Origin of the sequence: Chitinophaga sp. W3I9 (assembly GCF_050434025.1) — a bacterium.
GTDB lineage: Bacteria > Bacteroidota > Bacteroidia > Chitinophagales > Chitinophagaceae > Chitinophaga.
In genome coordinates this window covers 4,375,034-4,388,591 of sequence record NZ_JBNPWC010000001.1, presented here as the reverse complement: position 1 = coordinate 4,388,591, position 13,558 = coordinate 4,375,034, and the positions used below count along the sequence as shown (strand labels likewise).

At 48.6% G+C, this 13,558-nt stretch carries 12 protein-coding genes; 4 read left to right on the top strand and 8 right to left on the bottom strand.

Annotation, left to right across the window (positions count from 1 at the left end; translation table 11 throughout):
- Positions 1-52: 52 nt before the first annotated feature.
- The 7 genes from QFZ51_RS17920 to bioD are packed head-to-tail and all read right to left on the bottom strand — an operon-like array spanning position 53 to position 8,503.
- On the bottom strand, positions 53-517 hold the full coding sequence (locus QFZ51_RS17920; RefSeq protein ID WP_370910332.1) for a DoxX family protein: 465 nt from the start codon (positions 515-517) through the stop codon (positions 53-55).
- A 47-nt stretch (positions 518-564) separates the two neighbouring features.
- On the bottom strand, positions 565-2,199 hold the full coding sequence (locus QFZ51_RS17915; protein WP_429047695.1) for an amino acid permease: 1,635 nt from the start codon (positions 2,197-2,199) through the stop codon (positions 565-567).
- 57 nt (positions 2,200-2,256) lie between these two features.
- Complete coding sequence (locus tag QFZ51_RS17910; protein ID WP_370910330.1) at positions 2,257-3,228, bottom strand: polyprenyl synthetase family protein; 972 nt, start codon at positions 3,226-3,228, stop codon at positions 2,257-2,259.
- A 17-nt stretch (positions 3,229-3,245) separates the two neighbouring features.
- Positions 3,246-6,194 (bottom strand): ribonuclease R, encoded by a 2,949-nt coding sequence (gene rnr / locus QFZ51_RS17905; RefSeq protein WP_429047693.1) that lies wholly within the window; start codon positions 6,192-6,194, stop codon positions 3,246-3,248.
- Positions 6,195-6,206: 12 nt separating this feature from the next.
- Entirely contained in the window at positions 6,207-7,280 is a 1,074-nt protein-coding gene (gene lpxK, locus QFZ51_RS17900) for a tetraacyldisaccharide 4'-kinase (protein ID WP_429047691.1), read from the bottom strand.
- A gap of 6 nt (positions 7,281-7,286) precedes the next feature.
- On the bottom strand, positions 7,287-7,862 hold the full coding sequence (locus QFZ51_RS17895; RefSeq protein WP_429047690.1) for a 5-formyltetrahydrofolate cyclo-ligase: 576 nt from the start codon (positions 7,860-7,862) through the stop codon (positions 7,287-7,289).
- A complete protein-coding gene (gene bioD / locus QFZ51_RS17890; protein WP_429047688.1) occupies positions 7,859-8,503 on the bottom strand; it encodes a dethiobiotin synthase in 645 nt (214 codons plus the stop codon). The genes QFZ51_RS17895 and bioD overlap by 4 nt, the downstream gene beginning before the upstream one ends.
- Positions 8,504-8,789: 286 nt before the next feature.
- Here bioD and QFZ51_RS17885 point away from each other — a divergent pair, with 286 nt between their 5' ends.
- From QFZ51_RS17885 to QFZ51_RS17875, 3 genes are all read left to right on the top strand, one after another.
- A complete protein-coding gene (locus tag QFZ51_RS17885) occupies positions 8,790-10,148 on the top strand; it encodes a pyridoxal-phosphate dependent enzyme (RefSeq protein ID WP_429047686.1) in 1,359 nt (452 codons plus the stop codon).
- A 9-nt stretch (positions 10,149-10,157) separates the two neighbouring features.
- The gene (locus tag QFZ51_RS17880; RefSeq protein WP_429047685.1) at positions 10,158-10,934 is read left to right on the top strand and encodes a helical backbone metal receptor; all 777 of its coding nucleotides are present in this window, start codon (positions 10,158-10,160) and stop codon (positions 10,932-10,934) included.
- A 67-nt stretch (positions 10,935-11,001) separates the two neighbouring features.
- Positions 11,002-11,439: a ubiquinol-cytochrome c reductase iron-sulfur subunit gene (locus tag QFZ51_RS17875; protein ID WP_429047684.1), complete on the top strand. Its 438-nt coding sequence runs from the start codon at positions 11,002-11,004 to the stop codon at positions 11,437-11,439.
- Here QFZ51_RS17875 and QFZ51_RS17870 read toward each other — a convergent pair.
- Complete coding sequence (locus QFZ51_RS17870) at positions 11,436-12,248, bottom strand: alpha/beta fold hydrolase (RefSeq protein ID WP_429047682.1); 813 nt, start codon at positions 12,246-12,248, stop codon at positions 11,436-11,438. The genes QFZ51_RS17875 and QFZ51_RS17870 overlap by 4 nt on opposite strands.
- Positions 12,249-12,384: 136 nt before the next feature.
- Between QFZ51_RS17870 and fbaA the strand changes: the two genes are divergently transcribed.
- Positions 12,385-13,452: a class II fructose-bisphosphate aldolase gene (gene fbaA, locus QFZ51_RS17865; RefSeq protein WP_079467453.1), complete on the top strand. Its 1,068-nt coding sequence runs from the start codon at positions 12,385-12,387 to the stop codon at positions 13,450-13,452.
- The last annotated feature ends 106 nt before the right edge of the window (positions 13,453-13,558 follow it).

Genomic DNA, 13,558 nt, shown 5'->3' with positions numbered 1-13,558 from the left:
TTATTGCCATTAAAAATGGTAGCACTCACCTGCACGGCTATATGAAGAAAAGTTATTCCGCGTACTTCCTGGACCTTGCTTTTTCAGGATGCCGCCGCATGTAGTCATCTACCGAAATGCGGCCACTGCCTTCAATCAGGAAAACGATCAGCAGGAACAGCACCAGTAAGGAGATGCCCATTACGGGGTATACTGTAAACAGCCCGGTGGGAGAATGAACAAAAAATACAGCACCCAGCAATACGGGAATATTCAGGAATGCGGCGATCCTGGTGAACAGTCCCATCGCAATGAATAGCCCACCTACTGTGTGCGCAAATACAACATAATGTCCCAGGAATATGGACAGTGTGGCCAAAGCCGGGTTTTGATTAATCATGGAAATCAGCGCGTCCCTGTCCTGTACAAACCGGATGCCTACATACATGATAAATATCCCCAGCAGAATGCGAACCACACTCAGCCAATTTGGGTGATGTGTATCACCCCAGTGTTCAACCCGTTGTAGCATGTTCATAAAATATAAATTTTAAGATCAAAGAGCTACCCTGAAGTTACGAAGATTTACGCTTTTGTGGCCAGCTTGCTGTTGGTATAGCTGTAGAGAAAGTAAATGGTTAAGCCTACCGCCAGCCATACCGAGAATACGATCCAGTTTTTAAGTGCGATTTCTGTCATCAGGTAAAAACAGCTGAGCATCCCCAAAACCGGTATCAGGGAGAGCTTGCGGGTGAGCGAAAAGTAGGAAAGGGCGATGGTAACCACCACAAATATGTAGAAGGGGATATTATGTTTCCATACCTCCCAGCCGCCTGCGGGGGAGAGCTTTGCCATGATTTCTTTGCTGAACAGGAAAACGAGCAGCACTACGATGCCGGGCACAATGAACTGCCCGTTGATATATGGCAGCTGAAACCGTTTTACCACTGATTTTTCCTCTCTTGGCAGAATGAGTACGCCCCCGCATACCAGGATAAAGGCAAACAGGGTACCAATGCTGGTCAGGTCCGTAACGATGGTGAGGTTCAGGAAAAGCGCCGGGATACCTACCAGGAAACCGGTGATGATGGTAGCGAAAGAAGGTGTTTTAAACCGGGGATGTATTTTGCTGAAGCGTTTTGGCAGCAGGCCGTCGCGGCTCATGCTCATCCAGATGCGCGGCTGGCCGATCTGGAATACCAGCAGTACGCTGGTAGTAGCCACCACGGCGCTTACAGAAATAAGATAACTGATCCAGGGCAGGTTTACCTGTGTGAAGACATATGCCAGGGGATCATTTACCTTTAAATTATAATATGGCACCATACCGGTGAGCACCAGTGAAATCAGGATATATAATACCGTACAGATGATCAGGGAATAGATCATGCCTTTGGGCAGATCCCGCTGTGGATTAGCACACTCTTCGGCGGTGGTGCTCACAGCATCAAAGCCGATATAAGCAAAAAACACGGCCGATACGCCCTTTAGCACACCAGAGAAGCCGTTAGGCATAAAAGGGTGCCAATTGGCCTTATTTACGTAAAAAAAGCCTATCACAATCACAAACAGGATCACCAGGATCTTCAGGGCTACCATAAAGTTGGCGCTTTTCTTACTTTCCTGGATACCTACATACGCCAGGTAAGTGACCAGCAGTACGATGAGGAAGGCAGGGAGGTTCACGATGAAGGGTATGCCGGCAATATGCGGTGCTGCCGCAATAGTTTCCGGCGTGGCACTGTCGTAATTGCTGGCCAGCCAATCGGGTAAACTGAGGCCGATACCACTTAACAGGTTGTTGAAGTAGCCGCTCCATGAAATGGCTACGGCGATATTGCCAATGGCGTATTCCAGGATCAGCGCCCAGCCGATCACCCAGGCAGCCAGTTCTCCGAAAGTAACGTAGGAGTATGTATAGGCGCTGCCGGATACCGGTACACGGGACGCAAATTCTGCATAGCACAGGGCTGAGAATCCGCAGGTAACTGCGGTAATAACGAAGAGCAGGGAAACGCCTGGCCCGCCATGGAAGGAAGCTTCCCCGATAGTGGAAAAGATCCCGGCTCCGATAACCGCCGCAATTCCCATAGCAGTAAGGTCTTTCACCTTCAACACCTTATTCATTCCCCCTGTTTCATGACCATCCGACAAACCGTCTTTGGCATCTTTAATAATGGCAGTAAGTGATTTTTTCCGAAACAGCGAGTTTGACGACATTGGCTAAGGAATTACGTTTAGACGAGCGCGAATATAATGCGAATTTAAATACGAACCTTATTGCTGACGGTTTAAGAGGTAGTTAGCCACTTCCATCAGCGCTGCCTTGCGGTTAGACAGCACCGCCACGTTATCCAGGCTCTGGAACGCCAGTTGCTGGAAGCGTTCTTTTTCCTTCTCTGCCCATTCATCCACTTTACAGCTGCGGAATAATGCCAGCACCCGTTCTACTTTATCGGCGGGTGATGTTTCCATGAGCATTTTCAATTCTGCACGTTGTTCCGGGTTGCACAGTTCCAGCGCTTTCAGGAGCAGGAATGTTTTTTTATTGACGAGGATATCCCCTCCCTGCTGCTTACCGAATTTTTCAGGATCACCAAATGCATCGAGGTAGTCGTCCTGGATCTGGAAAGCAATACCCACATTTTTACCAAAGGAATAAATGTGCTGCTGGTTGCCTTCGCCGGCGCCGCCAATGATGGCGCCCAGCTGCAGGCTGGCAGCAAGTAAAACGGAGGTCTTCAATCCGATCATATGCACATAATCATCGTACTGCACCTTTTCGGGGTCCATGCCTTCAAAGTCCATGTCGAGCTGCTGCCCTTCACATACTTCAATGGCGGCTTTATTAAATACGGAGATGATCTTTTGTTTATAATGCGGTTCTATTTTGTTCAGGCGTTCATATACATAAATGAGCATTACGTCGCCGGCAAGGATCGCCGCCGGCTCGCCATATACCGTATGAACGGTAGGTTTACCCCGGCGGATCGGCGCTTTATCCATGATATCATCATGCAATAAAGTGAAATTATGAAAAAGTTCTATCGCACTGCCCACCTCAAATGCATCCGGGCGCAGGTTATCAAATAGCTCGTTCCCCATCAGGCATAGTACAGGGCGGATTCTTTTTCCGCTTATTCCCAGGATGTGGGACGCTGCATTATATAACTTACTGGGTTGTTCCGGAAACTGTTGTTTTTCAAAATGCTGACTAAACTGCGCTGTTAAATCTTTGAATGAATGCATTGCTGGTGGCTCGTGTTTTATTTTTTACTCTTTTTGTTCTTTGCTGGTGCGGCCTTTTTAGCAGTGGCTTTTTTAGCGGCCGGTTTAGCGGCTGCCTTCTTAGCGGGTACCGCTTTCTTAGCTACCGGTTTTGCAGCAGCTTTCTTCGCAGGAACCGCTTTCTTAGCTACTGGCTTAGCAGCGGCCTTCTTCGCAGGTACTGCTTTCTTCGCTACCGGTTTGGCGGCGGCTTTCTTTGCGGGTATTGCTTTCTTGGCTACCGGTTTTGCAGCGGCTTTCTTCGCTGGTACTGTTTTCTTCGCTACCGGTTTAGCGGCGGCTTTCTTCGCTGGTACTGCTTTCTTAGCTACTGGTTTAGCGGCGGCTTTCTTTGCGGGTACTGCTTTCTTAGCTACCGGCTTAGCAGCTGCTTTTTTTGCGGGTACTGCTTTCTTAGCGGCCGGTTTTGCAGCGGCTTTCTTTGCGGGTACTGTTTTCTTAGCTACCGGTTTTGCAGCGGCTTTCTTCGCAGGTACCGCTTTCTTTGCGGCCGGTTTTGCAGCGGCTTTCTTCGCAGGCGCTTTAACTGCTGGTTCCGGTGCAACTGGTTTCTTCACCACTTCTTTTTCAACTACAGGTGCCGGAGCTGGTTTTTCTTCCGCCACTTTTTCCGTTACCTCTTTCTTCGGCTTCTTTTTATCCACTGGCGCTGGTGCTGGCGTTGCAGGCGTTTCAGGTACATCCGGTGTTACCGGTACCACATGCGTTTCCACTATCACCTGGTCAACAACCGGTAATGGTTTAGGCTCGCCGAGCGATACTTCCGGCGCTCTGTGGGGCGCTTTCCCTTCCTGTTCCCAGGGTTTATACGGACGTTGTTTGTCTTTCTTCTTTTTCCGGTCGTCACGACGATCACCATGACGCTGATCACCTTTACGATCATCGCGGCGGTCTTCCCGGCGTTTATGCTGGAATGGCGCAGCAGCAGGTGTGCCCGTGCCGGTCAGTTCATCTTCCAGGTCGTAGTCCAGCTGGCGTTTGGCCAGGCTGGCAGCCACTACGCGGATGCTCACTTTTTCGCCTATACGAAACTTGCGGCCGGTGCTTTGGCCCACCAGGGAATACTCCCCTTCATTATATTGGAATTCTTCTCTTTTATTCAGATTGTGAATGCTGATCAGTCCTTCGCACTTGGTATCCACTGTTTCCACCCAGAAGCCGAAATGCGCCACACCGCTGATCACACCATCGAAGGTATGACCAATGAACTGCTGCATGTATTCTACCTGTTTGTATTTGTTACCGGCGCGTTCAGCTTCCATTGCCTTGCGTTCCATTTCAGAGCTGTGTTTGCATTTCTGCTCCATTTGCTTGTCGGGACGCACGCTGTTGGCAAGACATTCAGCCAGTACACGGTGTACCAGTACATCGGGGTAACGGCGGATAGGGGAAGTAAAATGGCAGTAGTCTTCAAAACCAAGACCATAGTGCCCCACATTATTCACCGTGTAAATGGCTTTGGCCATTGTACGGATGCCCAGCGTTTCCAGCACCGGTTGCTCCGGTTTGCCTTTTACCTGTGCCAGCATTTTATTGAAGGAGCTGGCAATGCTTTCCGGTGTGGTGAGATCGAACTTATACCCGAATTTTCCGGCGAACAGGGCGAACACTTTCAGCTTTTCCGGGTCGGGCGTATCATGCACACGATAAGGGAACGGGATGGGCTGTTTATTAATCCGCAGCTTGCCCACGTATGCCGCAATGGTTTTGTTGGCCAGCAGCATAAATTCCTCGATCAGCTGGTGCGCTTCTTTACTTTCTTTAATGACAATGCCAATCGGCTTACCGGTTTCATCGAGTTTAAAGCGTACTTCCTGCGAGGAGAAGTTAATGGCGCCATGTACAAAACGTTGCTTGCGCAAAGTTTGAGCAATGCGGTTTAACAGCATCACTTCGTTCTTATACGGACCCTCAGATTTGCCTTCTATAATCTCCTGTACTTCTTCGTAGGTAAACCTGTGATCCGAATGGATCACGGTGCGGCCGATCCAGTGTTGCTTCACCTCTCCTTTTTCGTTCATCTGGAACATAGCGGAGAAGGTGAGCTTGTCTTCATGCGGCCGCAGGGAACAAAGCTCATTGGAGATCTTTTCCGGCAGCATGGGCAACACGCGGTCTGGCAGGTATACGGAGGTAGCGCGTTTATCCGCTTCTTTATCGAGTTCGGTGCCGGGCAGTACATAATGACTTACATCGGCAATATGCACCCCCAGTTCATACAAACCGTTTTTCAGCAGGCGGATAGAGATGGCATCATCAAAATCTTTGGCATCCACCGGGTCGATGGTCATGGTAAGGATTTTGCGGATATCTTTCCGTTTACCTACTTCTTCTTCAGAAATATTTTCCTGGATGGTATCCAGTTCTGCTATTACTTCTTTAGGGAAACTGAGCGGGAATCCTGCTTCTATGAGGATTTCCTTCATGGCCAGGTCGTTGGTATCGCTGGCATCCAGGATTTCCACGATTTCACCTACAGGCTTGCGGGATTTTTCTCCCCATGCTACTATTTTCACCACGGCTTTATCGCCGCTTTTCGCCTCTCCGAGGGAGTTGGCGGGAATATAAATATCCGGCATAAACAATCCCTTTTCAGGGATCAGGAAAGCAAAGCTTTTGCTGACCTGCAGGGTACCGGTGAATTCGGTTTTATTTCGTTTAAGGATGTCCGTTATGATGCCTTCCATGCGGCCTTCGTTATGGGCTGCTTTCAATACATCCACCAGCACTTCATCTTTATCGAGGGCGGTATGCAGGTTTTTCTGCTTCACCATGATGTCTTTTGTAAGGCCATCCACGATCACAAAGGCCATTCCGGACCTTGTTACTTCCAATACGCCTTTAAAGGTCTTCTTCTGGCTATGGCTTTGTTGGGGGTTGTTAGGGTTATGATTACCGCCTTTTTTATTTTTCTTTTTTCTACTCATGTTAGTCGTAAGTTATTGTTGACCGGGCGCTGGCAGGTGCCGGCCTATGTAGTCAAAAATAAAGTTATTAAATAATTCTGCTTCCCCGAAGAGGAATGCAATCTCTACTGGAATAACAGCCATCTGCAGGTTTTGTTCTGCCAGCATTCCTTTGAGCAGATGTAATCTTACCGCATCCTTTTCTGTGGTAATGACAATCTTTTCTGTGCCGGGCAGGTCGCTGCATTCCTTTTTTATTTTTAGTATATCCTTTTCCGTATAATAATAATGATCGGGAAAAGACAAGAGGTATACCTGTTCGTAACGTCGTTTCAATTCTTCGAGCAATGGTTCGGGCCTTGCTATACCACATGCCAGCAATACGGTTGCTGATTTAGGGACGGCCACCGGGTGATGGGTGATCATATCGGACAAGGCGCCGTATTGCAAGGTAGTGAAAAAGAGCCGCTGATGTGGCAATGGTTTAATTTCTTTTTCCAGGGCCAGCTTCTCTTCCGTGCTCATGGCGGGCGGACACTTTGATACAATAATACAATCGGCCCGGTGATATCCCTGTCTGCCTTCCCTTAAACGGCCAAAAGGTACTACATGATCCCGGGTAAACAATCGGCTGTAATCGGTGATCATGATATTAAGACCGGGCTTTATGGAGCGGTGCTGGAAGGCATCATCGAGCAGTACCACCTGGGTATCGGGCTCATCTCCGAGCAGCTGCGGAATGGCCAGCATCCGTTCTTCTCCTACGCAGACCTTGATATCCGGGAATTTATCGTGAAACTGCATGGGTTCGTCCCCGATATCGGCAGCAGTGCTTCTTTCATCTGCCAGGATGTAGCCGCTGGTACGGCGGTTGTACCCCCGGCTGAGCGTGGCAACTTTCAGATGATCCTTCAGCAGGCGGATCATATATTCAACATGCGGGGTTTTCCCGGTGCCGCCTACCGACAGGTTGCCCGCGGCGATCACAGGAAGATCAAATTCCACTGCAGTGAGCAGCCCTTTGTCGTAAAACCGGTTCCGCAACCACATCACCAGGCCATACAGCAGGGAAAAAGGATATAAAAGAACATTCAGGTATTTAAGCACTGTTGTTTATTTAAATTGATAAATGTGATCCGGGGTTACCACCGTATGCAACGGCACATCCCACGAATCCACGTCTTCTATCTGCAGAACGGGTTCAAACAGCGACAGGCCGATGGTACGCACATCCGGCCGGCATTGTTTCAGAAAACGGTCGTACATACCTTTGCCATATCCTACCCGCTGCCCCTGCCGGTCGAAAGCCAGTAAAGGTACAAATACAAGGTCTATATTTTCCGGTGATATCACTTCCCCATGATCCGGTTCCGGGATGCCGAACCTGTTTTTCACCAGTATGGTATTGGTTTTCCAGAGATAATGATTCATCTCGCCGGTTTTCATATCCGAGCGGGAAAGCAACCATTCCATTTCCGGCCATTGGGTTCTCCCCCATTTTACCAGGGGCCAGGTATCCACTTCTTTTTTTTCAGAGATAGGAAGAAAGATATGCGCATTCCTGACGTTGCTGTAATCAAGCTGACGGGCATTCGCCAGTAACCGCTCATTCAGGGCGAGGGCGGTGGGTTCGTCCAGGTTAAGCCGCAGCTCCAGGAAATGTTTTCGTATATCCTTTTTAGTGGTCATGCCAATAAACTATGCAGCGAGGCTGACAACAACTGTGCCTGTTGTTGAATGAATGCCTTATCTACCGTATCTGTCAGCGGGATACGGCCAATTTTCGGGTACCCGCTCCACTTTACCACATCGTCTTCATTGCTGTGATAATCTCCGCCAAACACCCATCCGATAACGGGCACGCCTGTATGTTGCAGCATCCTTGCAGTGAGCATCGAGTGGTTGATGCTGCCCAGGTAATTCTGCGCTACAATCACCACCCTGGCTTTCAGCGCCACTATCAGGTCCAGCGTAAACAGCTCTTCATTTACCGGCACCATCAATCCCCCGGCGCCTTCCATTACCAATGGCCTGTCAACCGGCTGGTACTGGTCCGCCAGCTCCAGGATACGCCCCGCATCAATAGTACAGTCCTCCAACCGTGCCGCCAGGTGCGGAGAGGCAGGCGCCTGCAACCGCCACGCTTCCGGGTGACAAACTGACACCTTATTTGACAACAGGGATAATACCGTATCTGTATCTGTGCCTTCCATCAAACCCGTTTGCACCGGCTTCCAGTAGTCGGCTGTTAGTGCCTCCGTGATACAGGCAGCGGTAATGGTTTTACCCACGCCTGTACCTATTCCTGTAATAAAAATCCTTTCGCTCATTGGCGCAAATATACGCGAATGTTGTCTTTCGCGGATTTTGTCTTTCCCGCTGATTACGCTGATTATACTGATTTAGGGATTTGATCACTTTGGATTTAAAATGATTTGGGTAGATGTAAGCGGATATACCCGCTTATATTTCCCATAATCATTTTAAATCCTTATAAAATCTAAAAAGTAAAATCAAGGTAATCAGTATAATCAGCGTAATCAGTGAGAAAGACAAAATCCGCTCCGATCCCTCAACGCAATTCCGTATTTTCGTAATCATACAACCTCATTTTTTATGAAATACTGCGATAATATACTTGAAACGATAGGCAATACCCCGATGGTAAAGTTGCACCGCGTAACGGCTTCCCTGCCTTGCACGGTGCTGGCGAAGGTGGAGTTTTTTAACCCCGGCAATTCTATTAAGGACCGCATGGCGGTGAAAATGGTGGATGTAGCGGAAGAGAAAGGATTACTGAAACCCGGCGGCACCCTTATCGAAGGCACCTCTGGCAATACAGGTATGGGACTGGCGCTGGCGGCCATTATCAGGGGATACAAATGTATTTTCACCACTACCGATAAACAATCCAAAGAAAAAGTGGATATCCTGAAGGCGGTAGGCGCCGAAGTAATTGTTTGTCCTACCAATGTGGAACCCGAAGATCCCCGCTCCTATTATTCTGTGTCTAAAAGACTGGCCACGGAAGTGCCCAATTCATTTTATGTGAATCAATATGACAACCTGGCTAACCGGGATGCGCATTACGAACAAACCGGTCCTGAAATATGGGAACAAACCGACGGTAAAATCACCCACCTGGTAGTGGCCACCGGCACCGGTGGTACGGTTACCGGCACCGGGAAATACCTGAAAGAAAAAAATCCGGATATTAAAGTATGGGCGATCGACAGTTATGGCTCCTTACTGAAGAAGTATTTTGAAACCGGGGAGCTGGATATGAGCGAAGTGTATCCTTATATTACAGAAGGTATCGGGGAAGATTTTGTGCCGGAGAATTATGATATGAAGGTGATCGACAAATTTGAAAAGGTAACGGATAAAGATGCTGCCGTGATGGCGCGACGCATCACCAAAGAAGAAGGTATTTTTGTTGGATACTCCGCCGGATCAGCCATAGCCGGTCTGTTGCAGCTGAAAGAAGGACTGAAGCCAACAGATGTGGTGGTCGTTATTTTTCATGATCATGGCAGCCGCTATGTAGGTAAAATCTATAACGACCAGTGGATGCTGGAACGTGGTTTCCTCGATGTAAAAACAGTGAAAGATGTAGTGAATGGCCGTCGTAACCAGCCACTGGTAACCATCAGCGCTGATGAAAAAGTAAGTGAAGCCATTGCCCGGATGAAAAAATATGACATCGAACATATACCTGTAGACCAGGGCGGGGAACTGATCGGATCCATTTCCGAAAACGGGTTGTTCAACCGCCTGATCGATGATGCCAACCTGAAAGATGCGCAGATAAGCCAGGTAATGCAGCCATTGTTCCCGCTGGTAAGCCAGGACACGCCTATCGAAAAGCTTTCGGTATATATCAACCGGGAAAACGGCGCTGTACTTACAAAAGATGACAGCGGCAATCACCACATTGTTACGAAATACGATATTATACAGGCGTTGGGCAGATAAAAGTACCGCATGTTATTTACCGATCAGCTCAACAGGCAGATAACAATTGAACATCCGCCACAGCGGATTGTTTCACTGGTGCCATCCCAAACAGAGTTGTTATATTCCCTCGGACTTGAAAAGGAAGTGGTGGGTATTACCAAATTCTGCGTACATCCGTTAACGTGGTTCAGGGAAAAAACACGGGTGGGTGGCACCAAAAATATTCACGCTGGTATTATACGGCAGCTTTCACCGGATCTGATCATTGCCAATAAGGAAGAAAACCTCGCCGCTGATGTGGAGCTGCTGATGAAAGATTACCGGGTGTGGGTGAGTAATATCCAAACATTGGAAGATGCTTATGCCATGATTGCCGGTATCGGCGCTATCACCCACCGGGTGCAAGCGGCCGCTGATCTGGTTTCGCAGATCAAAGCCGGCTTTGCATCGCTGCACCCGCTTCGGGAAGCTGTTCCCACCGCTTATTTCATCTGGCGCGATCCCTGGATGGTTGCCGGTGGCGACACCTTCATACACCAGATGTTGCAGTTATGCGGGTTCCATAATGTATTTGGCCACCTGCCCCGCTATCCAACTGTTACTGCCGCTGAGCTGGCCGCCAGCGGATGCCGCAGGGTATTGCTCTCGTCTGAGCCCTATCCATTCAAAGAAAAACATATAGCCGAGTTGCAGGCTGTTTTGCCGGACGCCCGAATCCAGCTGGTAGACGGTGAAATGTTTTCCTGGTATGGCAGCCGTTTAATTGAGGCGCCCGCCTATTTTCAATCAGTGATAGAAAATTAAAGGTCCCGAGGCAACTTTCTTCTTTTCACTTGCGTAAACAGGATAACGATCAACTAAAACGCATTTTATGGAAAGAAGAGATTTTGTTTCCAACATTGGATTAACGCTGGCATTGGTATGTACAGCCGGTTTGGCTGCCTGCAGCAAGGGAGGCAGTAATGATCCCGACCCCACACCTCCCGGCGGCGGCAATGCAAAGCTAACATTGAACCTCGGCAGTGACCTCACCAATGTGGGCGATTTCAGGATCTCCAACGGGGTAATCATTATCCGTACAGGCTCCGGCAATACTGCAGCGGCTTTCACGGCCCTTTCCAGTACCTGCACCCACCAGGGCTGTACCGTAGCCACCTTTAACAATTCCTCCAAATTAATTGAATGTAATGCGCCTTGCGGTCATGGCAGCCGGTACACCACTACCGGCTCGGTGAATACGGGTCCCGCTACCGCTGCGTTGACGGCTTACACCATCAAGGTAGATGGCAATGTGCTCTCCGTTAGTTAATGTTTTTGCAGAAAATCGAGCACCCATTCTGCAAAGGGTACCGTGCGCACTACTGAATTATGATCTCCGGCTACTGTGCCGTGCATTCCTGCCGGCATCATGGCCGCGAGAGAGCCTCCGGTATCATTATCTTCGTCTTTATCCCCACCGATAACCAATACCGGCTGATGCACGCCGGCCAGCTCCTGTGGTGTAGTAGAGGGCTGGCCCAGCTGCATCATGGCGAGGGCCCGCTGATCCAGTCCGGACTGTTGTACATATTTAACCATCGCAGCCAGTTCCGGCACGTCTTTCCCCGAAAGCGCCTCGTAAAACTGCCGGCGGCGCGGCCATGCGGGATCTGTAAAAGCTATACCCATACCGCCCATCACGGCGCTGCGCACCCTGGCGTCCAGCACCAGCAGGCGGGAAACAATAATAGCGCCCCTTGAATAGCCCACTACCTGGTAATTATTAATATTAAGATGGGTCATGAGTCCCATAATATCTTTTGTTTCCGCATCATTAAGATAAGCGAGGCTGTCGTGCGGATGATCCGACGCGCCATTTCCCCTCAGATCGAGGGTGATCACCTGATACCCATGCGCCAGCAGGGAGTCGTACAAAGCTGTTTTCTTCCAGGAATCCCCGTTCACAATAAAACCGTGCACCAATAATACCGGGGCGCCGGTACCTGCAATGGTATAATGAATACGGGTGCTGTCGAAGGAGGTATAATATAGCAGGGAGTCCGCAACATTGGCTGTAAATGCACCAGCAGCAGACACTTTCAGGAATATACCTGCGATGAAAAACAGAAATAGTTTCATACAAAACCGGATTGAGATCGGTTAAAATACATTTTTCTGTTGGTAGAATTAATACGTAAGCGCTTACTTTTCGCTATAAATCTTCTATTTAACTCCTTATATTTGCTTTCCTAAAAAATAAAACACATATCAGAGTATGGGAAAATACAGAGCTGGCGTATTATTCGGCGAAGAGCTGGATGCGCTGTATAACGATGCCAAAGACAACGGATTTGCTATGCCTGCCGTAAATGTTGTGGGAACTAACTCCGTGAATGCGGTACTGGAAACAGCTGCTAAAGTAAATTCACCGGTTATTATTCAGTTTTCTAACGGTGGTGCACAATTTTTTGCCGGTAAAGGCATGCCGAACGACAAGCTGCAGGCGAACATTGCAGGTGGCGTTTCCGGTGCTAAACACGTACATGAAGTAGCTAAATATTACGGTGTTCCGGTGGTACTGCATACCGACCATGCTGCTAAAAAATGGTTGCCGTGGATCGACGGTTTGCTGGATGCAGGTGAGCAGTTCTTTAAACAAACCGGTCAACCGCTGTACAGCTCTCACATGCTGGATCTTTCCGAAGAACCAATTGCAGAGAACATTGAAATTTCTCATAAATATTTTGAGAGAATGAACAAACTGGGTATGTCCATCGAAATCGAACTGGGCGTAACCGGTGGTGAGGAAGACGGCGTGGACAACTCCGGTGTAGACAACTCCAAGCTGTATACCCAGCCTGAAGAAGTAGCTTATGCGTATGAAATTTTATCAAAAGTAGGCCCCCGTTTCACGGTAGCTGCTGCTTTCGGTAACGTTCATGGCGTATACTCACCAGGTAATGTGGAACTCCGTCCGGTGATCCTGCATAACAGCCAGGAATTCATCCAGGAGAAATATAAAACTGCAGCTAAACCTGTTTACTATGTATTCCACGGTGGTAGCGGTTCTCCAAAGCACCAGATCACAGAAGCACTGGGTTACGGCGTTATCAAAATGAACATCGATACCGATATGCAGTGGGCATTCTGGGAAGGTATTCACGATTTCTACGAAGCCAAGAAAGATTACCTGCAGGGACAGCTGGGTAACCCCGAAGGTGCTGACAAGCCAAATAAAAAGTACTACGATCCCCGCGTATGGCTGCGCAAAGGCGAAGAAACCTTTGTTAAGCGCCTGGAAGAAGCATTCAGGGATCTGAACTGTATTAACAGGAACGCATAATTAAGCATTCAGCTTAAGATATAAAGGCAAAAAGCTGTTGTAACGGAGATAAAAGCGATCATATATTATATGTATATGTTATTATCTCCGCTACAATGGCTTTTTG

Coding starts and splice junctions, on each gene's coding strand:
- QFZ51_RS17910 (WP_370910330.1), bottom strand. CDS start 3,228: ATGCATTCATTCAAAGATTTAACAGCGCAGTTTAGTCAGCATTTTGAA.
- QFZ51_RS17920 (WP_370910332.1), bottom strand. CDS start 517: ATGAACATGCTACAACGGGTTGAACACTGGGGTGATACACATCACCCA.
- QFZ51_RS17915 (WP_429047695.1), bottom strand. CDS start 2,199: ATGTCGTCAAACTCGCTGTTTCGGAAAAAATCACTTACTGCCATTATT.
- QFZ51_RS17875 (WP_429047684.1), top strand. CDS start 11,002: ATGGAAAGAAGAGATTTTGTTTCCAACATTGGATTAACGCTGGCATTG.
- QFZ51_RS17885 (WP_429047686.1), top strand. CDS start 8,790: ATGAAATACTGCGATAATATACTTGAAACGATAGGCAATACCCCGATG.
- rnr (WP_429047693.1), bottom strand. CDS start 6,194: ATGAGTAGAAAAAAGAAAAATAAAAAAGGCGGTAATCATAACCCTAAC.
- QFZ51_RS17880 (WP_429047685.1), top strand. CDS start 10,158: ATGTTATTTACCGATCAGCTCAACAGGCAGATAACAATTGAACATCCG.
- QFZ51_RS17895 (WP_429047690.1), bottom strand. CDS start 7,862: ATGACCACTAAAAAGGATATACGAAAACATTTCCTGGAGCTGCGGCTT.
- fbaA (WP_079467453.1), top strand. CDS start 12,385: ATGGGAAAATACAGAGCTGGCGTATTATTCGGCGAAGAGCTGGATGCG.
- bioD (WP_429047688.1), bottom strand. CDS start 8,503: ATGAGCGAAAGGATTTTTATTACAGGAATAGGTACAGGCGTGGGTAAA.
- QFZ51_RS17870 (WP_429047682.1), bottom strand. CDS start 12,248: ATGAAACTATTTCTGTTTTTCATCGCAGGTATATTCCTGAAAGTGTCT.